The 26,552-nt window shown below is 37.7% G+C and carries 25 protein-coding genes and 1 tRNA gene; 8 read left to right on the plus strand and 18 right to left on the minus strand.

Features of this window, described 5'->3' with window-relative positions:
• Positions 1-107 precede the first annotated feature (107 nt).
• The 6 genes from IAE19_RS07525 to uvrB form a co-directional block, all read right to left on the minus strand.
• Positions 108-788, minus strand: a complete 681-nt coding sequence (locus IAE19_RS07525) for a hypothetical protein (protein ID WP_200460331.1) — start codon at positions 786-788, stop codon at positions 108-110.
• Between the two features lie 6 nt (positions 789-794).
• Positions 795-1,538 (minus strand): MFS transporter, encoded by a 744-nt coding sequence (locus tag IAE19_RS07530; RefSeq protein ID WP_200460332.1) that lies wholly within the window; start codon positions 1,536-1,538, stop codon positions 795-797.
• 179 nt (positions 1,539-1,717) lie between these two features.
• Positions 1,718-3,175, minus strand: coding sequence for a glyceraldehyde-3-phosphate dehydrogenase (locus tag IAE19_RS07535; protein ID WP_200460333.1), 1,458 nt, complete (start codon positions 3,173-3,175; stop codon positions 1,718-1,720).
• Between the two features lie 260 nt (positions 3,176-3,435).
• Complete coding sequence (gene rarD / locus IAE19_RS07540) at positions 3,436-4,374, minus strand: EamA family transporter RarD (RefSeq protein ID WP_200460334.1); 939 nt, start codon at positions 4,372-4,374, stop codon at positions 3,436-3,438.
• 99 nt (positions 4,375-4,473) lie between these two features.
• A complete protein-coding gene (locus tag IAE19_RS07545; protein WP_200460335.1) occupies positions 4,474-5,064 on the minus strand; it encodes a lipocalin family protein in 591 nt (196 codons plus the stop codon).
• Between the two features lie 126 nt (positions 5,065-5,190).
• On the minus strand, positions 5,191-7,212 hold the full coding sequence (gene uvrB, locus IAE19_RS07550) for an excinuclease ABC subunit UvrB (RefSeq protein WP_200460336.1): 2,022 nt from the start codon (positions 7,210-7,212) through the stop codon (positions 5,191-5,193).
• A gap of 164 nt (positions 7,213-7,376) precedes the next feature.
• On the opposite strand from uvrB, the gene IAE19_RS07555 reads away from it, so the two are divergent.
• Both IAE19_RS07555 and IAE19_RS07560 read left to right on the plus strand, forming a co-directional pair.
• Positions 7,377-8,177 carry a hypothetical protein gene (locus IAE19_RS07555; RefSeq protein ID WP_200460337.1) on the plus strand — a complete coding sequence of 267 codons (801 nt, stop codon included), beginning with the start codon at positions 7,377-7,379 and terminating at the stop codon, positions 8,175-8,177.
• A gap of 187 nt (positions 8,178-8,364) precedes the next feature.
• The gene (locus IAE19_RS07560) at positions 8,365-9,801 is read left to right on the plus strand and encodes a sensor domain-containing diguanylate cyclase (protein WP_200460338.1); all 1,437 of its coding nucleotides are present in this window, start codon (positions 8,365-8,367) and stop codon (positions 9,799-9,801) included.
• Between the two features lie 20 nt (positions 9,802-9,821).
• Here IAE19_RS07560 and ykgO read toward each other — a convergent pair whose 3' ends face one another.
• Together ykgO and IAE19_RS07570 are read right to left on the minus strand one after the other, a co-directional pair.
• Positions 9,822-9,947: a type B 50S ribosomal protein L36 gene (gene ykgO / locus IAE19_RS07565; RefSeq protein WP_010588981.1), complete on the minus strand. Its 126-nt coding sequence runs from the start codon at positions 9,945-9,947 to the stop codon at positions 9,822-9,824.
• Positions 9,948-10,095: 148 nt separating this feature from the next.
• Positions 10,096-10,278, minus strand: a complete 183-nt coding sequence (locus IAE19_RS07570) for a hypothetical protein (protein ID WP_200460339.1) — start codon at positions 10,276-10,278, stop codon at positions 10,096-10,098.
• Positions 10,279-10,492: 214 nt separating this feature from the next.
• Here IAE19_RS07570 and IAE19_RS07575 point away from each other — a divergent pair, with 214 nt between their 5' ends.
• Complete coding sequence (locus IAE19_RS07575) at positions 10,493-11,725, plus strand: pyridoxal phosphate-dependent aminotransferase (protein ID WP_200460340.1); 1,233 nt, start codon at positions 10,493-10,495, stop codon at positions 11,723-11,725.
• A gap of 77 nt (positions 11,726-11,802) precedes the next feature.
• Here the strand turns inward: IAE19_RS07575 and IAE19_RS07580 are convergent, their stop codons facing one another.
• Positions 11,803-12,228, minus strand: coding sequence for a hypothetical protein (locus tag IAE19_RS07580; RefSeq protein WP_200460341.1), 426 nt, complete (start codon positions 12,226-12,228; stop codon positions 11,803-11,805).
• Positions 12,229-12,465: 237 nt separating this feature from the next.
• Between IAE19_RS07580 and IAE19_RS07585 the strand changes: the two genes are divergently transcribed.
• Together IAE19_RS07585 and IAE19_RS07590 are read left to right on the plus strand one after the other, a co-directional pair.
• Positions 12,466-12,541 (plus strand) — tRNA-Asn (locus IAE19_RS07585).
• 49 nt (positions 12,542-12,590) lie between these two features.
• Entirely contained in the window at positions 12,591-13,034 is a 444-nt protein-coding gene (locus tag IAE19_RS07590) for a DUF2726 domain-containing protein (RefSeq protein WP_200460494.1), read from the plus strand.
• A 23-nt stretch (positions 13,035-13,057) separates the two neighbouring features.
• On the opposite strand, the gene IAE19_RS07595 is transcribed toward IAE19_RS07590, so the two are convergent.
• From IAE19_RS07595 to IAE19_RS07605, 3 genes are all read right to left on the minus strand, one after another.
• The gene (locus tag IAE19_RS07595; protein ID WP_200460342.1) at positions 13,058-13,234 is read right to left on the minus strand and encodes a hypothetical protein; all 177 of its coding nucleotides are present in this window, start codon (positions 13,232-13,234) and stop codon (positions 13,058-13,060) included.
• 154 nt (positions 13,235-13,388) lie between these two features.
• Entirely contained in the window at positions 13,389-14,159 is a 771-nt protein-coding gene (locus IAE19_RS07600) for an OmpW/AlkL family protein (protein WP_200460343.1), read from the minus strand.
• Between the two features lie 368 nt (positions 14,160-14,527).
• Positions 14,528-14,911 (minus strand): DUF962 domain-containing protein, encoded by a 384-nt coding sequence (locus tag IAE19_RS07605; RefSeq protein WP_200460344.1) that lies wholly within the window; start codon positions 14,909-14,911, stop codon positions 14,528-14,530.
• 227 nt (positions 14,912-15,138) lie between these two features.
• On the opposite strand from IAE19_RS07605, the gene IAE19_RS07610 reads away from it, so the two are divergent.
• Positions 15,139-16,602 (plus strand): CYTH and CHAD domain-containing protein, encoded by a 1,464-nt coding sequence (locus tag IAE19_RS07610; RefSeq protein ID WP_200460345.1) that lies wholly within the window; start codon positions 15,139-15,141, stop codon positions 16,600-16,602.
• A gap of 45 nt (positions 16,603-16,647) precedes the next feature.
• On the opposite strand, the gene IAE19_RS07615 is transcribed toward IAE19_RS07610, so the two are convergent.
• The gene (locus IAE19_RS07615) at positions 16,648-17,280 is read right to left on the minus strand and encodes a hypothetical protein (RefSeq protein WP_200460346.1); all 633 of its coding nucleotides are present in this window, start codon (positions 17,278-17,280) and stop codon (positions 16,648-16,650) included.
• A gap of 110 nt (positions 17,281-17,390) precedes the next feature.
• On the opposite strand from IAE19_RS07615, the gene IAE19_RS07620 reads away from it, so the two are divergent.
• A complete protein-coding gene (locus IAE19_RS07620) occupies positions 17,391-17,780 on the plus strand; it encodes a DUF3144 domain-containing protein (RefSeq protein ID WP_200460347.1) in 390 nt (129 codons plus the stop codon).
• Positions 17,781-17,828: 48 nt separating this feature from the next.
• Here the strand turns inward: IAE19_RS07620 and IAE19_RS07625 are convergent, their stop codons facing one another.
• The 5 genes from IAE19_RS07625 to icd all read right to left on the minus strand — a co-directional run bounded on the left by IAE19_RS07625 (position 17,829) and on the right by icd (position 25,460).
• Positions 17,829-18,146, minus strand: a complete 318-nt coding sequence (locus tag IAE19_RS07625; RefSeq protein ID WP_200460348.1) for a hypothetical protein — start codon at positions 18,144-18,146, stop codon at positions 17,829-17,831.
• A gap of 130 nt (positions 18,147-18,276) precedes the next feature.
• Positions 18,277-21,045: a M16 family metallopeptidase gene (locus tag IAE19_RS07630; protein WP_200460349.1), complete on the minus strand. Its 2,769-nt coding sequence runs from the start codon at positions 21,043-21,045 to the stop codon at positions 18,277-18,279.
• 166 nt (positions 21,046-21,211) lie between these two features.
• Entirely contained in the window at positions 21,212-22,444 is a 1,233-nt protein-coding gene (locus IAE19_RS07635; RefSeq protein ID WP_200460350.1) for a voltage-gated chloride channel family protein, read from the minus strand.
• A 138-nt stretch (positions 22,445-22,582) separates the two neighbouring features.
• Entirely contained in the window at positions 22,583-23,974 is a 1,392-nt protein-coding gene (locus tag IAE19_RS07640) for an L-cystine transporter (protein WP_200460351.1), read from the minus strand.
• Positions 23,975-24,203: 229 nt separating this feature from the next.
• Positions 24,204-25,460 carry an NADP-dependent isocitrate dehydrogenase gene (gene icd / locus IAE19_RS07645; protein ID WP_200460352.1) on the minus strand — a complete coding sequence of 419 codons (1,257 nt, stop codon included), beginning with the start codon at positions 25,458-25,460 and terminating at the stop codon, positions 24,204-24,206.
• A gap of 198 nt (positions 25,461-25,658) precedes the next feature.
• Between icd and IAE19_RS07650 the strand changes: the two genes are divergently transcribed.
• On the plus strand, positions 25,659-26,462 hold the full coding sequence (locus IAE19_RS07650; protein WP_200460353.1) for an rRNA large subunit pseudouridine synthase E: 804 nt from the start codon (positions 25,659-25,661) through the stop codon (positions 26,460-26,462).
• Positions 26,463-26,552 lie beyond the last annotated feature (90 nt).

Here is a 26,552-nt window from a genome sequence, read left to right on the forward strand (position 1 = left end):
TACTAAAATTCTCGAATAGAAAATGCAAGCAAATTCCCAGTTTCATGAAAAAGCCTAAAGGTGCTGTAAAAACTGAGAATTTAAAGATTAAAAATGAAGGTCAATTTTTAAGGATGAATATTTTTCAAAGGGAGATTCATCTGCATATCGAGGTTTGCCTGAGTCGTTTGTACGGAGTTATACATAATGGCATTGAAAGTCGCAATTTTGCGCATTGTCATCGGATCATTGATATTTAGAGTGGGATTAAACTGATGCCGCACATTAAGGCGTACAGGCTCATTAAACTCAAAATATACGGGCCCACTAAATGAAATTTTGACAGGTAAGGTATAACTGCGTTTAAGCTGAAACGGTACATCCAACTGGATGGGAATATCCAGTTTTAAAGGAAACTGTGGCAATAACTTATTTTGATAGATCAGATCGGTTGTGGTTTCAAGTGGCATAGTTTCATCGATTTTTAGCATCGTGGAATAATCAATATTCACTGTAATCGGAGTTTCCACCTCAAAACTCAATTCTGCTAGATATTTACCACGTAGCGGTAAATCTAATTGTCGATTAATATCAATGCTGGTATCAAGTTTACCTATCGACCGAGTTTGCAAATAATTTCCGACATGGATTTTTGTAGGAAGTGATTCGGGTAAATGAATTTGAGCATGATGAGAAGACACAGAAACAGATGCCTGAATATTCAAATAAAGCCAAAATAAAACTGCGACTAGACTCACGATGCTGATAAAAATCAGTAAAGTACGTTTTAAGGAGCTAAAGAACCACATTAATTGCTATTCCTTGTGTGGTGAAGGAACAGGCGTTGCTATTTTCGAAGTAGGTGGCGAATCACCCACTTTTTGAATGCGCATGCTCGACAATGGAATTTTCAACTCCCCCTGCTGAATTTTGATCGGTAAAGTATTTTGCACATCTACCGAAGCAGCTAAAGCTGTTTCAATGGGAACATTCAAATGACCACTAATAGGAATATTAGTTTTTAGGGTGGTATCTAATGGAATATTTAAATTTTCTTTTAGTACTGTGCGCACTGGTGCATCAAACTTTAAATGGACGTTTTGCTCAAGCGGAACTTGTATATCAATCGGCACATCCAATTTAATTGGAATAGTTCCTTTCAACGGCAAAGTAATATCCTTACCCAATACCTTGACTTGAACGTTCGTATCAATGGGTAAGTTTTGATTAACCTTCAACGTTTCCTTTACAGGAATGGTCGTTTTAATGGGCACCTGATTATCAAAATAAACACGCGGCGTCAGAGTTTGGGTTAAAGGAATATTGAGATTTTCCCGAATAGGAATCGCAGCATTCACACGACCCGTAACATCCACATCCAGTGCATCCTGAATTTTGACTTTGGCCTGCAAAGGCTCTTGTAAATCAATATTCACCGCTTGATTTTTCAAGGGAATATAAATATTGAAATATTTAAAAACCCAGATAGCAATGCCAACACCTATTAGGGTCGCCAATGCAATCAATGCTAATCCACTCAGCACATTTCTCACTTGCAATGTTCTATCCTTAAATTACAAATTCTTTTATTTCTTTGAAAGCACAGTGTTTACGATTTAATAGAAACATTCAGCATCGATTTTGTATCTGTGAAATGCTGTTAGTCTTTATAAAACAGATCGACATAAAAAAAGCTCAGTCGAAACTGAGCTTTTTAAAACAAACATGAAGTAATAAATTATGCATCAGTTCCAGCAGGAACTTTTGGATAACTTACGCCACACATTTGTTCAGCGATACGCAATACTTGGCAGCTATAACCGACTTCGTTGTCATACCAGACATACGCAGTTAAACGATTACCTGAAGTAATGGTTGCCTGAGCATCAAATACGCCCGCAGTACGCGAACCGATAAAATCACTTGAAACCACTTCAGTTGAGTTGGTATAACCAATTTGACCTTGCAGGTTAGAATTAATTGAAATCTGACGAATATATTCATTCACTTCATCACGATCAACTTCTTTATCTAACGTCAAATTCAAGATTGCAAGAGAAACGTTTGGCGTTGGTACACGAACAGAGTTACCTGTTAATTTACCTTTCAACTGTGGCAATGCTTTAGCAACAGCTTTAGCAGCGCCTGTTTCTGTAATCACCATGTTCAAGGTTGCCGCACGACCACGACGATCTGCCTTGTGATAATTATCAATCAGATTTTGATCATTGGTAAATGAGTGAACAGTTTCAACGTGACCATTTAACACATGATATTTTTCATCCAATACTTTTAAGATTGGAGTGATTGCATTAGTGGTACAGCTTGCAGCAGAAATAATTTTGTCTTCATCTAAAATGTCAGCTTGGTTTACACCAAATACCACATTTTTCATGTCGCCTTTACCCGGTGCAGTCAACACAACACGGGCAACACCAGCGCAGTTAAGATGTTGGCTTAAACCATCAACATCACGCCATTTACCGGTGTTATCAATCAAAAGCGCATTGTTAATACCATATTGGGTATAATCCACTTCACTTGGATTAGACGCATAAATCACTTTGATGTAATTACCATTGGCGATAATTGCTTCGTTTTCTTCATCAACAGCGATTGTACCTGCAAAAGTACCGTGAATAGAGTCACGACGTAACAAAGACGCACGTTTTGCCAAGTCGCCATCAGAAGATTTACGCACAACGATTGCTTTAAGGCTTAAACCACGACCCAAACCAGATTGACTAATAATCAAACGTGCCAAAATACGACCAATACGACCAAAACCGTATAACACTACATCTTTAGGTTGTTCAGAGGTTGCATTGCCTTTGATTGACTCAACCGCTTGAGCAACAAAAGCATCGATATCGCCGCCTTTTTCTTTGTATTCAACAGCAAGCTTACCGATATCAACTTCAGCTGAGCCAATATTTTCAACTTTTGCCAACGCTTCTAAAATCGGAAAAGTATTAACAACAGAAAGCTCTACGTCCACTACACGAGTGCGACGATGCGTTTTTAAAATCTGAATCACAGAGCGGTTGATTAAAGAACGACCGTAAACAGAAACGACAATATTTTTTTCGCGGTATAACTGGCCAATTAGCGCAATCATATGTTCCGCAATTTCTTCGCGGTTTTTCCAACGACCCTGGTGTTCCGCGTGTAGGGCGATGATAGTGTCTTTGCTCACAAATACGTCCTCTAATGAATAATTTCTAGGCGTGAATTTCAAAACCCCATAATTGTAAAGGAATTATCATCAAGATTGAATCAAAAGCTGTTGATGTCGATGATATTTTCAGTGATATTCACTATAAATTTATAAAATACTTATGATTTTTTATTTTAATTTTTAGTAAAAGGGTGTTGATGTTTAACTTTTATATCGAAGTATTTCAATCCACGAGCTTCCTCAACAGGATGAATTATAAAATCCTGCTGATATTTTACTCATTCTCCATTTTTCAAACGTTTCTGATAAACCTCTATATTTCGTTCAAAAGCCACTTTATTTTTACGTTGCTGATAAAGATGCCAACTTCCTTCAATCACCAGCAATAATACCGCACACCAAATTGGAATATAGGTGTACCATTCTTCTGATGTAATTTTTTCACCCAGTGCCAAAGATGCAAGTGCTAATAAAATAGGCTCCAAATAACTAAGCAAACCAAAAAGAATCATGGGCAAAAAACGACTCGCTAGAATATAGCTTCCCAAACCAATCGCACTTAATACCCCTAATCCAAGCACCACCAATAACATAAGGGGCTGTTGCTGCAACACAACCAGACTTCCCTTGCCGCTTTGAATGAAGTACAACGCAATAGGTAAGATAATAACGATATCCCACCAAAAACCGCCTAAATTATCGGTACCAATTTTTTTACGCAATAAAAAATAGGCCGAATATCCAAACGCTACCAAGGCAGTTTCCCACGCGATAGAACCTAAACGAAAGATTTCGTGACTGACACCTATTACTGCCAGAACAACAGCGGCGATCTGAAATTTAGAAAGCTTTTCACCATACAATAAACTGCCACTCAAGACTAAAACCAGTGGTAATAAAAAATAACCCAATGAAACCTGTAAACCACGCCCATTCATGGGACCCCATAAAAAGAGCCAAAGCTGAACCGATGTTAAAATAGAAGATAAAATCAGAAGTAAGAAAAATGCAGGTTGAGCAATAATTCGCTGATAAATCGTTTTAATATGATTTAAATCACCCAGTAGCCACATCAATAGGGTGAGAAAAGGCAACGTCGCCACCATACGCCAGCCAAAAGTCTGCTCACTATCCAGACCAGTTAATAGCTTGGTATAAAAATACAGCACACCAAAGGTAACCGATGCGATGACTGACAGTATAATGCCTTTAAACATCTTGAACTCGTGATTGCAAAATTGGAAAAACTTGAATAATCATCTATTAAAAAATAAAAAACCATGCATCAGCATGGCCTTCTATTACAATGATAACGTTTATTTTAAGGTATGTTGAGGGCGAATAATATCATTGAGTTCATAACCTAAGGATTTTGCATAGTTCAAATATTCATTGACTACATCTTCAGAAAGTTCTGGTGTTCTGGACAAAACCCAAAGATATTTACGTGAAGGTTCACCCACTAGCACAGTTTGATAATTTTCATCGAGTTTAAGTATCCAGTAATCTCCACGGGCCACAGGAATCCAGCGCACCGCTTCTGGTAAAAAACTTACTTTTAGTTTGGTATTAAAAGGTGGGTTTTCAACAAAAGCCTCACCGATTGATTGTTTCAGCAAGCCGTCTTTACTGTAGCAACGATTATCCACGACCACATTACCATTTTCATTTAAGGTATACGTCGCAGTAATATCTTTGACACATTGGTTTTCAAAAAACATCGGTTTACGCGCAATTTCGTACCAAACACCCAAGTACTTATCTAGCTCTACTCGTTCAACTGTAGGTAAAGGCTTATTTTGTGCATAAGCAACCGTTGCGACTGCCAAACCTGTCAATACAATTCCACCCACTGCAATTTTGGTCAGTCTCCAACTGGCTTTTGGGAGATTCTGTTTTAATGACATTTGTATTCCCCTGTCAATTGCCTGATTTATTCATCATCAATTTATAAACAATACTCACATTAGCTTGTTTTATATGCAAATTATGTATAAATATGTAGCAATTTACAGAGTAAATAGTTTATGAGTTTATTGCAGCATCTGTGCTTTTAATCGCACAATTTCATCACGTAAACGTGCAGCTTGTTCAAACTGCAATTCTTTGGATGCCTTGATCATCTCTTTTTCCAGTTTAGAAATATGCTTGGTAAAGAGTTTTGGATCCGCAAGAATGTGCCGTTCATCTGCTGAAAGTGCTTTCGCCTGAGCAGAAACTTTGGCATCAATCTCATCGTCATTAAAAACTTCACCGGTATCAATTTCCTTGATTTTTTGTCGTACCGCACTACGTGGAGTAATGCCATGCTCTTCATTAAACTCAATCTGTTTGGCACGACGACGCTCTGTTTCATCTATGGCTTTTTGCATAGAGTCCGTGATACGGTCTGCATATAAGATTGCTTTACCTTTTAGATTACGTGCGGCACGCCCGATGGTTTGAATAAGTGAACGTTCCGAACGCAGAAACCCTTCTTTGTCTGCATCCAGAATTGCGACCAGAGACACCTCTGGCATATCTAGACCTTCACGCAGCAAGTTAATACCGATCAGCACATCATGAACCCCAGTGCGTAGTTCATGAATAATCTTGACTCGTTCGACAGTATCGATATCGGAATGCAGATAGGCTACTTTCACCCCATATTCTTTTAAATAAGAGGTAAGATCTTCCGCCATACGTTTAGTCAAGGTGGTCACTAAAACACGCTCATCCAGATCTTTACGAAGATTAATTTCAGAAAGAACATCATCAACTTGTGTCAATACCGGACGAATTTCAATTTCGGGATCAACTAAACCTGTCGGACGTACCACTTGTTCTACGATCTGATCTGATCGTTCTAGTTCGTACTTGGCTGGTGTTGCACTGACATAAATCGTAGTCGGAACAATTCGCTCCCATTCTTCAAATTTCATAGGACGGTTATCAAGTGCACTTGGTAAACGGAAACCATAATTGACCAGATTTTCCTTGCGCGAACGATCACCTTTATACATTGCACCAATTTGCGGAACTGTGACATGTGATTCATCAATAATCAGTAACGCATCATCAGGTACGTAATCAAACAGAGTCGGTGGTGCTTCCCCCGATGGACGACCAGACAAGTGACGTGAATAGTTTTCGATACCATTGGTGTAGCCCAATTGCTGCATCATTTCTAGATCATAACGGGTACGTTGTTCAATGCGCTGTGCTTCGATCAGTTTGTCATGTTCACGGAAAAATTTAAGTTGATCCTGTAACTCAACCTTAATGGTATCAATCGCGCGCGATAAATTGTCTTTTGGCGTGACGTAATGACTTTTAGGGTAAATCGTCACGCGCGGTACTTTACGCAACATTTTACCAGTCAATGGATCAAACCAGCGAATAGATTCAACTTCATCATCAAACAGCTCGATACGAATTGCATTTTGATCAGATTCGGCAGGAAATACATCCAAAATTTCACCACGAATGCGATACGTACCGCGTAAAAATTCCAGTTCATTACGGGTATATTGCATTTCAACCAACCGACGAATCAGGTCATCACGATTAACCCGATCGCCCTCAACCACGTGCAGCAACATTTTCATATAGGCTTCGGGATCACCCAAACCATAAATTGCAGAAACCGAAGCTACAATAATCGCGTCACGACGCTCCAATAAAGCACGAGTTGCCGATAAGCGCATCTGGTCAATATGATCATTAATCGCGGCATCTTTTTCAATAAAAGTATCGGACGAAGGCACATAAGCTTCAGGCTGATAATAGTCATAATAACTGACAAAATATTCTACTGCGTTGTTGGGAAAAAACGCCTTAAACTCTCCATAAAGCTGTGCCGCTAGAGTTTTATTGTGTGCCATAACAATAGTTGGTCGCTGAGTCTGTGCAATCACATTGGCCATGGTATAAGTTTTACCTGAACCAGTGACCCCCAATAGCAACTGATTGCGATAACCACTTTCAACACCATGCACCAGCTTTTCAATCGCCTGTGGTTGATCACCTGCGGGCTGGTAACTAGTGACTAATTCAAAGGGTTGTTTATCGCTCACGCACACGCTCTCTTTTTCTAAATTTCATTTCACTAAGCCCTTTATGGGGTAATTCCCCCTCAATTTAAAGGCTTTTCCTGTAAATTTAATTTCTACATATTGTACTTGACCCATCCCCTTTTCCTCTGCAACATGGAGGAAATCAAGATCAGAACTGAAACGACATGGCATACCATTATCACGACGAAAGCATTGTCACTGAACTTCCTGAAGATACGGTTTTTGTCTTTGGCAGTAATATGGCTGGACAGCATACACATGGTGCAGCTCGTGTTGCCGCACAGCATTTTGGTGCCGTAAATAATGTCGGTCGTGGTTGGGCTGGTCAAAGTTTTGCTATTCCAACTTTAAATGAACATTTACAACGAATGCCCTTGTCTCAAATTGAGCATTATGTGAATGATTTTAAAACCTATGTCCAACATCATCCCAAAATAAAATATTTCATCACTGCTTTGGGTTGTGGTATCGCGGGCTATAAAGTTTCAGAAATTGCACCTTTATTTAAAGGTATTCATTCCAATGTGATTTTACCTGAATCATTTAAGCCCTATATTGATGAAAATGCTATTTCTCAGTTCCCCGATTTAACTTCAAACACAGTACATGCCTTTATTAATGACGATGTAATTTTCTATTTTGATCATGGTAGTGACTCTTTTGAAGAAGCATTGAATAAAACTGCATTAAGTGATGCCGAAAAGGCCATCGCCTTAATTGTTTTAAATGAAGAAATGTACCCCCGTGACCGCTATGGTCGTGGTCGTGAGCGTGAACTTGAAGATATTCTCAGTAAGCTAAATGGCAAGATTTTTAATTTTCATGGTAATAGCGAAGGTGCTATGATTTTTGTGGGGGTTATCGTAGCCCTTATGGAACTTTATGATATTGATGAACAAGACTTTATCAAATTGTGGCGTGGAGACATTACCATCCAGCACCCCATTAATCGGGTAAAATCATAAAATAGTTTGCTGTTTGCTCTTTTATACCACTAAAGGAGCAAAATAATCAGGTATGCATTAAAATTATATTCTAGTATTTCTAAATACTTCACTTAAATTGTCTATTTTTTACACCTTTCTATTTCCAAGTATAAGCGTTGGTTTTATACTCCTTTAAAAATTAAATAATTCATTGGAATTTGCCTAAATGCCGACTTTAGATTCATCTATTTTTGACCTTGCACCTATTCCAATGTGGCTGGAAGATTATAGCGATATAAAAAACCAGTTTAATGCATGGCGTGCTCAGGGCATTCAAGATCTATATACTTTCTTGAATGAAGATCTTGATCGAGTTCGCCAATGTGCGCATAGAATAAAAATTATTTCAGTCAATCAACAAACTCTTAATTTATTTGAAGCTGATTCGCAGGAACATTTATGTGGCAATCTGGATCGTATTTTTCAGGAAGATATGTTCAAATCGCATCTGTACGAGTTAGTCGATTTATGGGAGGGTAAAACACATTTTTCCAGTGTTGCGGTTAATTACAGCTTATCTGGTAAACGTCTTGATATTCAATTACGTGGCGCAATTTTACCGGGTTACGAACAGTCTTTTGCACAAGTTCTTGTGACGACTGAGGATGTAACATCTTATCAAAATGCCCGCAGACAGGAAGAAAAAAACCGTCGACTGGCAGAAGCAAGATTTGTATATTCACCCGCTTCGCTCTGGGTGGAAGATTTCAGCCGGGTTAAAGTTCGAATCGATCAATTAAAACAAATGGGAATTGATGATTTTCGTACCTTTCTAGATGTACATCCTGAATTTGTTAATCAATGCATCGAGGATATTTTAATACTTGATATTAATCAGGCCACATTGGATTTATTTCAGGCCTCAGATAAACAAACTCTACTAAAAAATATTCATAAAGTATTTGCCAATGAAATGCTCAGTACCTTCCGTGAACAACTGATTGAGTTATGGAAAGGTAACATTCATCACCAGCGTGAGGCCGTAAATTATGCGTTAGATGGCAGCATTCGAAATGTACTGTTGCAATTTACCGTTTTTCCCGGTTATGAAGAAGATTGGGGATTGGTACAGGTTGCATTAACAGATATTACTGCACGGAAAAAGGCTGAAAATTATCTGGAATATCTAGGTAAGCATGATGTGCTCACCAAACTTTATAACCGTTCTTTTTTTACAGAAGAACTCAATCGGCTTGAACGTAGCATTTTACGGCCAGTATCCTGTATTTTTCTGGATATGAATGGCTTGAAAGAAATCAATGATCAACTCGGGCATGATGTGGGCGATGGATTATTACGCCGTGTTGGTAGTGTTTTGACTCAGGCTATTCAAAATACAACGTATACAGCTTCACGTATCGGCGGTGATGAATTTGTCATTCTCATGCCGGGAACAGATGAAACAGCCGTTTTAGTCATGTTACAAACCATTCAGGAATTGTTTAATATCGATAACCAATATTATTCAAGTCAACCTATTAGCATGTCCTTGGGTTCTGCAACCACGCTTGAAAATGAAAGTATCGAATCTATGCTCAAACGAGCTGATCAGCAAATGTATCAGCGCAAAAAACATTTTTATCAGGATAAAGAAGCAATTTGAAAAACAGGCAAAAGCCTGTTTTAACCTTGTCTTGCTTTAAAACGTGGATTGGATTTACAAATCACATAAAGCTTGCCACGACGACGAACGATTTGACAATCAGGTGAGCGCTTTTTTGCACTTTTAAGAGAAGAGAGAACTTGCATAGAATAATCCCATTTATTGATAATGTTATAATATAACAATAACTACTTTGTAGAAATTAGTCAAGCAAAAGATAAGCATTATTTATGAAAAAGCCCCTTACTTTATAAAGGGGCTTTTCAATTCATAGCTGAGGTAAAACAAATAAAATTAACGTTTTCCCATCGATCTACGCGTACCACGTGGTGGCATCCAAGTCCGATCTGCATACTGTTCAGGCTTAGGACGAACCTGATTATGCACGGCATCTTCGTCATCGCAATCAGTCGCTTTAGGCATTGGAAAAGGTAATTTCACCACAGCCTTTTTTGCTTTGGGCTTTTGTTCACTCATGATGTTCACTTAAATTGGGTGATCTTTGCATATCTTAAATGATTTTGTCCCGAGATGCCCTTAAAAATAACACTGCAACTTACAATTTGATTATTTCACCGACATTGATTTTAGGTTTTTTATAAATTTGTTTTGATAATAAAACACGTGTCAACGATTTTGGGCTAAGATAGTATGCTTTTATTTTTTTAATCCCATAAGAAGGAATGCTGCCGTGGACGTACGTCTGTCTGATCGTGTAAATGCTATCAAACCGTCCCCTACTCTTGCTGTTACCAATAAAGCTGCTGAACTTAAAGCAGCGGGTAAAAATGTGATTGGTTTGGGTGCAGGTGAACCAGATTTTGATACCCCGCAACACATCAAAGATGCTGCTATTGAAGCCATTAATAATGGTTTTACTAAATATACAGCGGTTGATGGTACGCCAGGCCTAAAAAAAGCAATCATTGCAAAATTTAAACGCGACAATAATCTTGATTATCAAGCCAACCAGATTTTAGTATCTTGTGGCGGTAAACAGTCATTTTTCAACCTTGCATTAGCATTGTTAAATAAAGGTGACGAAGTGATTATTCCCGCACCTTACTGGGTAAGTTATCCAGATATGGTGATTATCGCTGAAGGGACACCGGTTATTGTGAAATGTGGTGAAGACCAACGTTTCAAAATTACACCTGAACAATTAGAAGCTGCTATTACACCGAATACACGTTTATTAGTACTCAATAGCCCTTCTAACCCAACAGGCATGATTTATACAAAAGCTGAACTCGAAGCGTTGGCTGATGTGTTGCGTAAACACCCACAAGTTTATATTGCATCTGACGACATGTATGAACCTATTCGTTGGGAAGATGAATTCTACAATATCGCAACTGTTGCTCCAGATTTGTATGACCGCACGATTGTTCTAAATGGTGTATCTAAAGCCTATGCGATGACAGGTTGGCGTATTGGTTATGCGGCAGGTCCTGCAAAACTTATTGGTGCAATGAAAAAAATTCAGTCTCAATCAACGTCAAACCCAACTTCAATTTCACAAGTTGCTGCTGAGGCTGCATTAAATGGCCCGCAAGATGTACTTGAGCCCATGATTGAAGCATTTAAACGCCGTCATGATTTAGTGGTGAATGGTTTAAATGAAATTCATGGTATTAGCTGTCTACCTGCAGATGGTGCTTTCTACGCGTATGCCAATATTCGTCCGCTCATTCGCGCTAAAGGTTTAAAATCTTGTACAGAGTTTTCAGAATGGTTACTTGAAGAAACAGGCGTTGCAGTTGTACCAGGGGATGCTTTTGGGCTAGGTGGTTTTATGCGTATCTCTTATGCTACAGCAGATGAAGTCCTAGTAGATGCATTAGCACGCATTAAAAAAGCAGCCGAATCTATTGATGGAATAGACGCTGCGATTGCCTCAATTGAAGCTGAGAAAAAAGCTTAATCCGCTTTGAACATCAAAAAACCTATCTTCGGATAGGTTTTTTTCTTTTACATACAAAGATCTTAGTTTGCTAAAAATTAACTAAAACGCTTAGGTCGTTCCAGACTTAAGTAATGGCAATAATAAGGTAAGGCCTGTTCCAAGGTAATTTCTTTAACTTGCTGTTCTTCCGTACTCCATGCCAATGCAGATGTTTTTGCAAAAAGTCCTTTCCTCTCAATAGCAAAAAGAAACAATGAGTTATGCCAGCATTCGTTAAGTTGTGTCCATAAACCTTGATTGACGTCACTCAAAACTTTAACCTGATGCTCTGTCCATTTATCGCCCAGCCACAATTGTAATAAATCGCCCAGATAAATTTTTTCTTCACTAACAATAGAAAAATGAATATGAGCATCTAAAACTGGTTGGTAGTACAACTCTGGATTATGCAAAATATCCAGATAAAGAGACTGATAATATTGAAATTGAGAAAAGATATCTTGAATATGAAGAATTGGCATTACACTGCCCTCCGATTTAGCCATTTAGTGCTGGCAAGTTGGGTTAAATCCACACAGTTTGAATTTAATTCAAACACTATTACGCTTTTAAACATAACAACCTACTGCTCAAAGCACAAGCGTTTTCATGCTACACGTGGTTTTTGTTCAAATAAACAACATACACACTTAAAATGTAAGAAACATGACAGATTAGACTTGACCCTAATTAAAATCCCCTTATAATCGCTTTCAGATTCTCCCATAGCTCAGTCGGTAGAGCGACGGACTGTTAATCCGCAGGTCCCTGGTTCGAGCCCAGGTGGGAGAGCCAAATTTTTAACCCACTCATTAGAGTGGGTTTTCTTTTGAGTAAGGGAAATGTGTTGAGTTCATCTCAAATATTTTTTTTAAGTTTGGGCTGCATCTCTAGCTTATTTCTTATTTTAACTTGTTTAAAATCTTTTATCTTTTCTAGACAACAGTTTTTTGCACGGGCTCCTATTACTCTTTTTGAAGCAAAAATGTTTCGTCGCTTAAAAATTGCTTTTCCAGATCATCATATCTTAGCTCAAGTTGCTTTTAGCGCTTTGATTACTAGTGATCACTATAAAGTAAGACATAAATTCAACCGAAAAGTGACAGATTTCGTGATCCTAAATGATGCCCTTGACGTTATCGCAATCATCGAACTTGATGATCCCAGCCATTTAGAAAAAGTTAAAGAAGATCAATTACGCGATCAGATGTTTAAAGAAGCTGGATATTCTATATTTCGATATACTAACATTCCAAATATCCGTCAATTACAAAGAGATATTCTTTAAATTCTTAAATGTATAAGATTGATTTATTTAGAATCAGATAGCCCATGTTTTTTTGCAATTTCTTCATGTTGTTGTTTATATTTACGCTGATTTTCTACATCACTTTTGGCTGCTAGAAAAGCCATACTTATAATAAATATGAGAAATAATAATCCCATACCCATGAAAATTAATGCGTTACGATGATGAGCAACTGACATTTATATACTCTTTTCGGATAATAAAATTGGCATTCAATATAACAAAAAATGATAATTAAATAATATTATTTTTAAGCTTGTTTTAATATTTATATTTTCCATAAAAAAGACCTCGATTAATCGAGGTCTTTTTTATTTCGATATGAGATAAAATTTAGAATCTATAGCCCAAACCAACAAAAGTTACAATCGGATTAATCTCAATATCCGTTTCACCTTTAATAAGTGTACTGTTTAAAGTAGATGAATTAATATCTAAAGTCGCTTTAGTCTTTAAGTGAGCATAAGTTACCGAAGCTGTCGCAAACCAGTCTTTATTAAAGTTATAGTCTGCGCCAATAGTAGCTACAGGAGCGATAGCATCATCAATACTTACATTCGTTGCAGATAGTCCTAACTGTCCACCACCTACAGCTGCATTTAAAGCAGGATTTACAGTCGATTCAAGTTCAAAACCATCAAAATGTGCATACATGATACCTGCACCTACAAATGGACGAAATTTGCTATTTACTGTACCAAATTGATATTTACCAAGAAGAACAGGGGTATAAGCATCTACTTCACCCACTTTTCCTACTTTAGAAAGATCAACAGCCCCGCCTAAAATACTACCTTTACCTAAAATTTCCATTTTAGGTGGCACACCAGCAACAAGTTCTAAAGATACATTATCATTTACATAGTAATCAAAAAGTACTGCGCCAGTATCTGCATCATCAATTTCAAAACCGGCATGAGGATCATTAACTGGAGTTTGAGTTAAATTATTTTGACCGTATACACCCTGTTTTTCGCCTTGAGGCATAATATGTAACCAGCCAGCAGAAACACTAAAAGTTTTACCGTCTGAAGTAGCTGCGTGCGTTGCAAAGCTTGTAGCCAATAGTGCTACTGGTAGGAGTGCTGTTGTTAATTTTCTCATGGGAAATCCTATCAATTTGTCGTATATACGATAAGGTCTAAGGCTTCCAAACCTTATTGTCCAACAATTATTAGAATAAATACTTAAAAGATCAATACAGATTTATAACTTAGTAAGTTCATTTTTTATAATTGTATGAATTTTATTATAATTATTTTTATAAAAATAAAACTACTTTGTTAAATTTTATACATTTAAAAGGCAAGTAATAATCAATTACAACTTGCCATTGTCATTTTTTAAAATTAACAACTAACAATGCTTTAATTTAATACTAATAAAAATTCCATCTTTAAAAGATTTATCATGTAGGGATATCTTTGTAATTACTGCAAAACTCCATCGGGTTATAATTTTAGAAAAATAAATTAACTGCGAATTTTATCGAACTTACGATCTTTTAAACTGATTCTTCCCCGAACCACATCTGAAAACATTTTCCAATCCGAAATGAAGCTATAAAGTGGCTGTTTAAAACTTGCAGGTTTATTTTTTTCAAAAATAAAATGTCCAACCCAAGCACACGCATAGCCTGAAAGTAACCCATATGCTACATACTTTGGTTTGCGCTTTCGAACTGCTTTACTTAAAAAATAAAGCCCTACACCGCTACCTGCAATGTGTAATCGACGGCTAAGTATATTTCGATGTTCCGTCAGATAGAAATGATAAAATTCTTGATAATTCTTAATAGGTAATTGAATTTTATGATCGCTGGCGGATTTTTTTTGAAATTTGACTGGCGCATTCATGGTCGTCATCCTGAGACTATTTATTCATCACTTTACCTGAAACTTAAATTTTTAAAAAGCTCGTTTTAATTCAAATTAGAAAGGATTAATTGAATATTTAACAACAAATCAAATACATATAAGGCGAACCAATCATCGGTAAATCACGTCATCATTGGTACGTTTTTAGTGGTATGCTTAAGCAAAATTAAATCCTTAAAATCTAAAGAAGTTTTGGGAGTCAGCTCATGGTCGAAATTGAACTAAAATTTCAGCTTCCTGAGGGTAAGAAAAAAAGTGTATTACAAGCACTGAAGACAAACACTGCCCAGAAAATTCGCTTACAAGCCAAATACTATGACACGCCTGATCGATTACTTGCGCAAAACCATATGGCTATTCGCTTGCGCCAAGAAGGTGATCATTGGGTACAAACGTTTAAAGCTTCAGGTAAAAGCCATCTGGAACGTATTGAAAATGAAGTTCATTTAGGACAGTGTAAGGTCGAACCCGAATTAAACCTTGATCTGTTTTCAGAAAATAAAATTGTCAAAAATTTATTAAATCAGGTTCTAGGTACACAACATGATCAGTTGATACTGCAATTTAAGACAGATGTACAACGCACCTTTCGACTTTTGAGCTTCAATGAAACTGAGATAGAGGTCTGTCTGGATGATGGTACCGTTTCCACTGCCGAGCAATCAGAAAAGATTTGTGAAGTTGAATTTGAATTAAAACAAGGCTCCCCAGAACAACTCATTTTCTTTACACAAGATTGGGTCAAAAAATATCAACTGTGGCTGGATGTCCGAAGTAAAGCAGAACGAGGAAATTTATTATCCATTCATCAAAAAGCCTCACCTGCGGTTAAAGCAAAGACATTGATTTTAAATAAAAATGATTCAACTGATGTTGCTATTCGTAAAATGATTGGGAATGCGTTACAGCAACTATTACCTAATGCCGCAGTGATTGCAGATAACGTTGCCAATCCTGAACATATACATCAGGCACGTGTTGCAATTCGACGTATACGCAGTATTTTTAAAAGCTTTAAGTCATGGTCAGATGATATTGATCCTCAATGGGAAAAGCAGCTCGCACAGATTTTTCAAGCTTTGGGTACAACACGTGATTTAGATGTGATACGTGATGAAATCTTTCCTGAGTTATTAAAGGCAGATGCACCTTTTTCAGCTTTACCTGAATCAGCCACGATTGATGATCAAACACATCTGCTTTTTCAAAAGGCAGAAATAGTATGTTTATTACTGCAACTCTTGGCATTTAGCTACCATGAACAATCGCATCAAAAAGAATGTTCCAAATTAAAAAAGAAAATTAAGAACTCACTGAATCACTTACACAAAAAAATTATTCAGGATGCAGACCATTTTACTCAGCTTGAAATTGAAGAAAGACATCGTACCCGTAAACAATGTAAGCGTTTACGCTATTGCATTGAATTTGTTGCAAGTTTATATGATGAAAAGTCAGTAAAAAAATATCTGAATCAACTTCAAGTCGTTCAGGAAAAATTGGGTTTTTATAACGATCTACACATTACTGAGCGTGTTTTTATTGAATCGGCTCAAGCACAACCTGAATTCTGGTTTGCTGTAGGTTGGAGTAAAGCGAAACAGGAACAACTTTTATTGGAATCCGAACAAGAGTTAATAAAATTTGCCGATATTGAAGTGTTTTGGTAAGCAAAAAAGTCTGAAGAATTTTACAATCAAATATTATTGTATGAATTAACGATTTTTACCAAATATTTTCCAGACGCCGTTGTCAGCGATTGGGTCGTGATAACTATCACTGCGTTGCTTTCGTGGTTTCTCACGTGCATCTATCAATTTAAAATCTAGCTCGACTCCTAAAATAATACCATTTACATAAAACCGAGTTCGAGTATAGTCGCTTTGTCCATGTTGAAACACATACGTTCTTAAATCAATAAATTCACGATGGGCAACTAAAGCGGCAGTTTCATCAGTTTCTAGCCATTGTTGTAGGGCAAAAATTTGATCTGTGTCAAATTGGCCACATTTTTCAATTAAGCTGGCAATACCTCTAAATGTTTTAGATTCTTTTGCCCGAGTTTTGTTAATCCGAATACGATCAACATGAAAGAAGAAAAGTGGTAAATTCAAATGACTAGGTAAATGAATAGCATCCAATGCTTCATCCTGCATAAAAGGCTGAAAAAGTACTTTCGCCCTTTCAATCAGTTCATTCCATTGGCGATAATAGTGTTCAACTTCAGTTTGTAATCCATAATAAATTGGCAAACCTTCAACATGGTTCAAGTTTTCAGGGGGCCAATGATGCTGGCGCAATATAGCAATATCAGTTTTTAAACGCTGTATAGCAATGACATCTTGCATAGATAGTACCTGCTTTAAATTTACTTAGGCTATTTTGAGAGTAGATCAAAGGTTTAGTTTATGCAAGGCTTTAACGTATAATAGTGCATTCGTTTGTGTTGGAAAAAGCTATGTCTCAAAAAATTGATGCCACCGATATCACTGAAGAAGAAGCTTTAAATGCAGTTTTTTTTGAGCGCGCTGATGATTTTATTAAACTTGCCAATGAGTTTTGCCGCCCAAAAAAGGGGGAAAAGCCTGATCCTGAAGCCGTTCGAGGTCAAGTGAGTGCAGCCATGTTATTTGGTACAGCACGTTTTAACACATGGGTTGCAGCAAATAATTTTAAAGATGGCAATGAGATGCGTGATGCAAAAGAGCAAGTTATGTCTTACGTGTTACAACAGTTTCAAATGATGCTTGAAGATAATTATGATGAGTATTGCGAACAGTTTGATAACTATTTACGCTTTCGTGAAAACGAAGAATTTCATACTCATAAACACGATCATGATCATTAAAGAAAGCCCTTTAGGGCTTTTTCATTTTTAGTATATAAAACTTAGCAATTAAATCTTGCGATCCCAGACAATTTTCTTCACCGTATTATTAACTACAGTGACTGTATAATAGGTGTTATCTATCAAATAGATATAATCCACAGCGTTTAATTTTTTTCGATTTTCTTCCCATTCATAACTGCGCTGTGAAACGGGTGCCTGCTGCATTTTTTGCATCAAATTGATATAACTGTCGCCAATATAGACTAGACTGCCATTTTGACTACGCATTGAACGTGTTTCATTATAGGCGAAAACTATCATTGGACTGGTCAATAAAGTCATTAAAGAGACAACCACTACCAGTTTTTTGATTTTATTAGACATATTTAACCTTTATTTTTTATCTTTAAAATTTCGAAAATATTAACATAGACTTTTTTTTATTGAATAGTCAAATCAAGACTCGTAAAAAAGACTGCCGAAACAGTCTTTAGCTGGTAGAACACTCATTTTATTATTTTTTAGTGACTTGACCGTATTGATCTGCCATCACCTCGACAAAGTGATCGAGTTTAATATATTTCTTAATCACAGCATCAACATCTGCCTTGCTAAGTTTGGCAATATCACGGTCACGTTGACCACGATCCAGCATATTCTTACCACGCTCCAGTTGACTATTGAGCATACGGTGAATACTGCGCTCATCTTCAAGTGTAGTAACTCGTTTTTTCAAAATATCAGCTTTAGCAGATTCAAGTTCTTGTTCAGTTATCCCAGTCTGTAATAGCTTTTTTAAGACATGATGCACAGTTTGAGAAACTTGCTCCCCTCGCCCTGCAGTATAGTTCGCTTCAATAGTCAATGCGCCGACATTGGTGTCGCTATCCAGTTGCAAATCACTACCAAATCCATAAACAAGCGCATTTTTTTCACGAAGCTCTTGTCCTAGACGCGAAGAAAGTTGTGATTGTCCCAAAATATTAGTGAAAACAATGAGTGCAGGCGCATCCGGATGATCTACACCAACAGGGAATGTCAAAATACTTTGATAATTACCAAATTCCCGCTGTTCAGACAATGCATGCACTTTTTGGGCAGGATAATCTGTATCTACCGATAAAATCTTTTGGTAGGGTTGCGCACTTGTCCAAGAACCAAATGACTGAGCAATAAAGGTTTGCATTTTCTTCGCATCATAATCACCTGTGATCGCAATTTGAGCATGATTCATGGCAAAAAACTGATCATACAGCTGTTTGACTTGCATCTGAGTCGCTTGATTCAACTGTTTCTTGGCAAATTCAGGCTCAAAGTGATAACGTAAATCACCCGGTTGATAAATTTCGATTAATCTTGCCAAATTTAATGCAGCTACTGTTTCAGGTTCAGTATATGGACGATCAAGACTGGCAAGACTTTGTGACTTGATTAAATCAAACTGGCTTTGTTCAAAGCTTGGATGCTTCATCACCTCAATAACAAATTTAAAAAATTCCTCAAACTTATCTTTACGTGCCTGAATATTAATGGTCATCCCATTATCCGAACTGGTTGCTGTTGCAGCACCGCCCGCTTCAATCGATTTATCAGCCACATCCTGTAAACTATATTTATCTGAACCACGTAGTAACAAATAAGAAGTTAAATCCAGAACAGTCCCTTTATCAAATAGTGATTTTTCCGTACCAAAGTCTAGTGTAATCGTTGCATACACACGATCATCTCGAGTTTGAGTAGGAAACAACGCATATTGCATTCCATTTTTAAGTGTGCCACGTTGAATCTTTTTCTCAGTATTTTGTAAATAATCTGCCGAGGATTTTACATATTGACTGACTTCCTGCTTATACACACTGGCATCTTTTAATGGCTCTTCAGCAGTGGATTGCTGATCTAACGTTTTCGGTTTTTCCTGCTGCTTTTTTTGCTCAAGTGCTTTTTTCTGTTCTTCTGGCGTCGGTTTAATATCACCAGAAATACGATGTTCAGGTGTTAAAAACTGGTTTAAAGTTTGGTTGACTTCACTCACATTTAGCTTTTGTACGGCGTCCAAATTATTGAAATATTGTCCCCAATTCCCTTTAGATGACACAATATAATCACTTAGACGCGAACCTAGAGCGGTTGAATCATTCATAATCAGATCAGCCTGATTTTGCATCAGAGTTTTAACTCTTTTTAATTCAGTGTCGTTAAAAGCCTTGCCATTTTCTACCTGAGAAATAAGTGTAGATTCGACCTTTTTCTCATCATTGTTTGGTGCATAAATCGCGCCCAAAAAGACCAAATTAAAATCCTGATCTAGCCATGTGGTTGACTGAACCGCAGTACTTAAACCTGTTTCAACCAAACCTTGATATAAATGACCACTTGGTTGCATCGTGTAAAGTAATGGTGAAAGTGCTAATGCAGGCTGGATTTTCTGATTTTGTCCATTCATATAAATATGAAACTTGGCCAAATCACTTCCCTTTTGTACAAGAAAGCTACGTGGATTGATTTTGCTAGAATCAAGTTTTGGCACTTGTACACTGGCAGGAATAGTACGAGCAGGAATTGGGCTAAAGTTTTTATCAATATTCTTCAATACTTCTGCTTTATCAAACTTTCCTGAAATGACCATCACTGCATTGTTCGGTGCATACCATGTCCGATAAAACTTATTCACCTCATTGAGCTGTATGGATTTAAGTTCTGGTAAATCGCCTATAGGCAAGCGACCTAGATATTGATTGCCATAGGCCGCTTTAAACATTTGATCCATCAGCACTGAAAATGGCTGATCCATACGGATTTCGCGCTCACGTTTAACGATTTCAATTTCAGATGGTACAAATTTTTCTTGTAATACTAATTTGTCCATGCGCTGAGATTCTAAATACAGAATTTCATTTAAAGCTTGCGGTTCTGGGCGGACAATGTTGGTATAACGCGTAGAATAATATTCCGTACTGGCATTGGTCATGAGGGTGTATTGATCGAGTCGACGTTGAAACTCATCTCCTTTGACATCCTGAGTACCTTTAAATGCCAAATGTTCCAACAAATGCGCAAGTCCACCCTTACCTTTCGGATCATTCAAAGAACCCGTAAAATAAATAGTATTTACAAAGACTTTATTTTCTTTATTGTTTGGCGCAAGTACCACCCGAAAACCATTATCAAGTTTATATTCTTCGATATTCTTTTCACTTTTAACCAATACGGTTTGTGACCAAGCACTTGCACTCAAGCCAAGAAAACACAATGAAATAGTAAGTTGTTTAAACCGCATTAACATAAAAATTCCAAAAAAATAATTGAGCAATATGAATTATTTGAACGCAGCTATACTATGAGAATCATGAAGTTTTTTATAGTTAAGTTTTGAAACGAGAGCCCAACTGTATCAACTTGCAACTTACAAATAATCGGACTAAACCGATGCAATGAATGTCACACCTTTTTTAATCTTCATCACGCAATTTAAGATTCTGATGGGTATATAAGCCACAATTTCCTGAAAAAAGATAAGCCAGCAAACAGGTAATTACAGCATATTGCGCAATATCCACACCAAATAATTCAATCGCCAAAACAATGGACGTCAAAGGAGCTTTACTCGCTCCAGCAAATAAGCTCACTAAACCTAAACCCGCAAGCAATGAAATAGGCAAAGGTAAAAATTGACCTAATGCATTTCCAAAGGTTGTACCGACAAAGAACAATGGGGTAATTTCACCGCCTTTAAAACCTGAACCTAAGGTAGTGGCTGTAAAAATTAATTTGCCTAAAAAATCAGTTACAGGCAGCTCAAGATAAAATGACGAGATAATACTGCCGATACCTAGGCCATTAAATTTCTGATGACCCACAATAATGGTCATGAGCATAATTAAAATACCACCAACCATGGGTCTAAGTGGCATAAAACGAATACGCTGATTCAGCTGTTTGCTCACAAATAAAATAGAAACAATAAAAAGGCGAGCAATAAAACCAAATAGTAAACCTGCGACAATCAAACTTGCAATCGTGGTCAAGCTGAGTTCAGGAAAACTGGAAACTACATAATACTGATGCGGATGACTGATATGAAAGAGTTCAGGAATCTGTGACGCCACAAGCGCTGAGACAAAGCAAGGAAATACAGCGGAATAACGTAATTTACCAAGAGAGGTAATTTCTAGGCCATAAATTGCCCCTGCTAGAGGCAACCCGAAAATAGCCGCAAAACCTGAACCGATACTGGCAATTAAAAAAATCTTGCGATTATCACCGGGTACTTTAAACATCTGGGTCATATGATCGGTCAATGCACCAGAAAGCTGTACCGCAGGCGCTTCCCGTCCAGCAGATCCCCCAAAAATTTGGGTTAGAATCGCACTAAAAAAAATCAAAGGCGTCATTCGTTTAGGAATAAATGCTCTTGGATGATGAATTTCATCAATCAGCAAATGCGTTCCTTTTTCGATAGGCGTTCCATAATAATAAAATAGATAGCCCATAAACAGGCCAATAAAAGGTAGAAAATAAACCAGCCATGGGTAAGCAATTCGAGTCTGATTGGCTAAATCAAAACAAACAAAAATAAGACTTGAACATAATCCCGAGATCACTCCGATCAGCACAGAAGCAACCGCCCAGTAAGCTGAGTAACGAAAAATCTGTGTGTATTCAGAAGACGGAAAAACTTTCATAAATACTGAAGGCTATTGGTTTATTAAAATGGAAATATATCGCTATTATTATCATGACGACATGAAAATAAGCTTAACGCTTTCTAGCGATTTATTCCACTTTAAATAACTTAAATCGTGCTTTCGCCAAGGATCATTTTAACCATGGCTGAGTTCTGGATCATCATCACTTTGTAAAATGTTCTTGTCAGTCTGATGCATTAACTGACTCGTAATGGTTCCAGCGGTCATGGAACCATTTACATTCAATGCGGTACGGCCCATATCAATCAAAGGTTCAATTGAAATTAACAAGGCAACCAAAGTCACTGGCAAACCCATCGCTGGCAAAACAATAAGTGCAGCAAAGGTTGCTCCGCCGCCGACACCAGCAACACCGACCGAGCTTAAAGTCACAATAAATACCAGTGTGGCGATCCATAAAGGATCAAATGTGTTAATTCCTAAAGTTGGCGCAACCATAACTGCAAGCATGGCTGGGTATAAGCCTGCACAACCATTTTGACCAATCGTGGCCCCAAAGGATGCTGAAAAACTGGCAATAGATTCTGGTATACCCAAACGGCGTGTTTGTGCTTCAATGCTCAAAGGAATACTGGCCGCACTAGAACGACTGGTAAATGCGAAAGTCAAAACGGGCCAAACTTTTTTAAAGAATCGTAACGGATTGATGCCCGAAAGCGATAATAACAACGCATGAACCGCAAACATAATCATGAGGCCAATATAAGATGCGATTAGAAAGCCACCTAGCTTTAAAATGTCAGCCATGTTGGAACCTGCAACAACTTTGGTCATGAGTGCAAACACACCATAGGGAGTTAATGTCATGACCAAACGCACAAGCTTCATGATCCAGCCTTGTAGAGATTCAATCCCGCGTAAAATACGCTGACCTTTTTCTTCATCATCTTTCAAAAGCTTTAATGCAGCAACCCCTAAAAAGGCAGCAAAAATAACAACACTAATGATGGATGTTGGGTTTGCTCCAGTTAAATCTGCAAATGGATTGGTTGGGATAAATGACAATAATAATTGCGGTACATTTAAATCTGTCACCTTACCCATATAGTCACTGTGCAATGCAGTTAAACGTGCAGTTTCTTGGGTTCCTTGTACCAATCCTTCAGCAGTTAAGCCAAATAAATGAGTAACACAAACCCCAACAAAAGCTGCTATTGCGGTAGTAAACAGTAAAATTCCAATTGTATAAAAACTGATTTTACCTAATGAACTGGCATTATGAAGTTTCGCAACAGCCCCTAAAATAGAAATGAAAACCAAAGGCATCACGACCATTTGCAATAGCTTTACGTAGCCATTACCGACAATATTAAACCATTGCATTGACTCGGCAATAATCGAACTAGATTCACCATATACCAGTTGTAAACCTAATCCAAAAAGTACTCCAAGTAGTAAACCACTCAGCACTTTTTTAGCCAGACTCCACTGGGTCTTTCGGGTCTGAGCAAGCAAAATAAGTAGCCCAATAAAAAGAATAATATTGATCAGTAAGGGCCAGTTCATACAGACACCTGAAAATTGATAGAATTCGTGAGTAATATTGGAGCATAGATATAAGCCATTAAACCAGCCCCTCTTTATTTAATTGATCAGACAATAACGTCTATATTTATTATTTTTAATCATAAATGATTACGTTAAATAAATTGATTAGGCAACCTGATGATTTATCAAAATTTTAACAAACTGCGAGGATAAAAATAAACCTCTCATACACGAGAGGTTCTCCCACTTATTCATCCATATGTTGAATGATGGCTTGGCCAAACTCAGAACAGCGTAATAAAGTAGCGCCCTGCATTAAACGCTCAAAGTCATAAGTTACGGTCTTGGCTGCAATTGCACCCGAAATCCCTCGAATAATCAAATCTGCAGCTTCTATCCACCCCATATCACGTAGCATCATTTCCGCAGAAAGAATAATCGAACCTGGATTAACCTTGTCCTGCCCTGCGTATTTAGGCGCTGTGCCATGTGTTGCTTCATAGACCGCAATTGCGCCCCCAATATTTGCCCCAGGCGCAATACCAATACCGCCTACTTCTGCCGCCAGTGCATCAGAAATATAGTCACCATTTAAATTCAATGTCGCAATGACAGAATAATCCGTAGGACGCAGCAAAATTTGCTGTAAGAAAGCATCTGCAATTACGTCTTTAATAATAATATCTTTTCCATTTTTAGGATTTTTAATTTTGACCCATGGGCCATCATCAATCAGTTTACCGCCAAAACGTTCAATTGCCAGTTCATACCCCCATTCTTTAAAGGCCCCTTCGGTATATTTCATGATATTGCCTTTATGTACTAAAGTGACATTCGGCTTGTCGTTATCAATAGCAAACTGAATCGCCTTACGTACTAAACGCTGTGACCCTTCTTTAGAAACAGGTTTAACCCCAATACCGCAACTTTCAGGAAAACGGATTTTGGTAACTCCCATTTCTTCTTCAAGAAATTTAATCATTTTTTTGGCTTCAGGTGAATCTGCCTTCCATTCAATACCCGCATAGATATCCTCTGAATTTTCCCTAAAAATCACCATATTGGTTTGTTCAGGATGCTGAACTGGACTAGGCACTCCCTTAAACCACCGAACTGGACGGATACAAACATATAAATCCAACTCCTGACGTAAAGCAACATTGAGTGAACGAATACCACCACCGACCGGCGTAGTAAGTGGACCTTTAATTGACACCACATATTCACGCAATGCTTCAAAAGTTTCTTCTGGCATATACGTACCATAAATGGTATTTGCTTTCTCGCCGCAGTATACTTCCATCCATTCGATCGAACGTTTGCCACCATACGCTTTTAGCACAGCAGCATCTACCACTGCCTTCATTGCTGGTGTAATATCCACACCAATACCGTCACCCTCAATGAAAGGAATGATCGGATGGTTGGGAACATTGAGTGACAAATCCGCGTTGACTGTAATTTTGTCACCATCCGCAGGAACCACGATCTTTTGATAACCCATTGTGCAGGTTCTCCTTTATGTAGCTGGCGAATAGAAGGTATGCCCTAGAGGACATACTCTCAAATTTATTTTTTAATCATTGATAGTCTAATCCAACATAGGTTTTTTTGAGATTTAAAGGATGAATAACTACATTTTTCCATTAAATAAAAACCTTTTATTAACGGTTATGACTATAACCCCAAGTAGTTTATTTATATGAAAATAGTTGTATTCAACAAACCATTTGATGTCTTGTCTCAGTTTCGTGAAGACAGTGCGCATTTGACTGTTTCGAGTTTTATCAATGATCCTGATTTACGCATCGCAGGACGTTTGGATTTAGATTCGGAAGGCCTTATGTTTCTGACCGATCATGGGGGATTAAATCAATTTATTACCCATCCGAGTAATAAAAAATATAAAACCTATCTGGTTCAGTTGGATGGCGATATTACAGAAGAAGCATTACAACAATTACGTAAAGGTGTTGAACTTGCTGACGGTTTAACCTTACCCGCTACAGCGATAAAAGTTTCAGAACCAGAGTGGCTTTGGGAACGTAATCCACCTGTACGTTATCGCGCCAGTATTCCAACCTCATGGGTTGAAATTTCGATTTGTGAAGGTCGTAATCGTCAAGTAAGGCGTATGACTGCAACCGTTGGTTTTCCAACTTTACGCTTGATTCGCACCAAAATTGGTTCTATTGATTTAGTCCGGTTGGGTCTGCAACCTGGGGAACAAGCTGAAATTGAACCCTTACTTTATCCTGACTTTAAAGGTGTGCCAGAGGATAAACCGTATCGCTCACGTTCTTATGTAAAAAAACCAGGGGGCACAGGTGGAAAACCTATACAGCATAAGAAACCTGAAGGGGATAAAAAAGACCCGAATAAGAAAAAGTCAGGAACCAAACGCATCTGGCAAATGGATGAAAATGAGAAGCCGCGTCGTAAAACGAATGGTACCACTCGTCCAAACACCAAAGCACCACGTGGCCGTAACCGTAATGGCCGTTAAGATTTAGAAAATTCTTATAGCTCACAAAAGTGGGCTTTTTTTTATATCATCACACAAAATACTGTGGCATAAAAAAACCGATGCGTTTGC

Origin of the sequence: Acinetobacter sp. S40 (genome assembly GCF_016624705.1) — a bacterium.
Lineage (GTDB): Bacteria > Pseudomonadota > Gammaproteobacteria > Pseudomonadales > Moraxellaceae > Acinetobacter.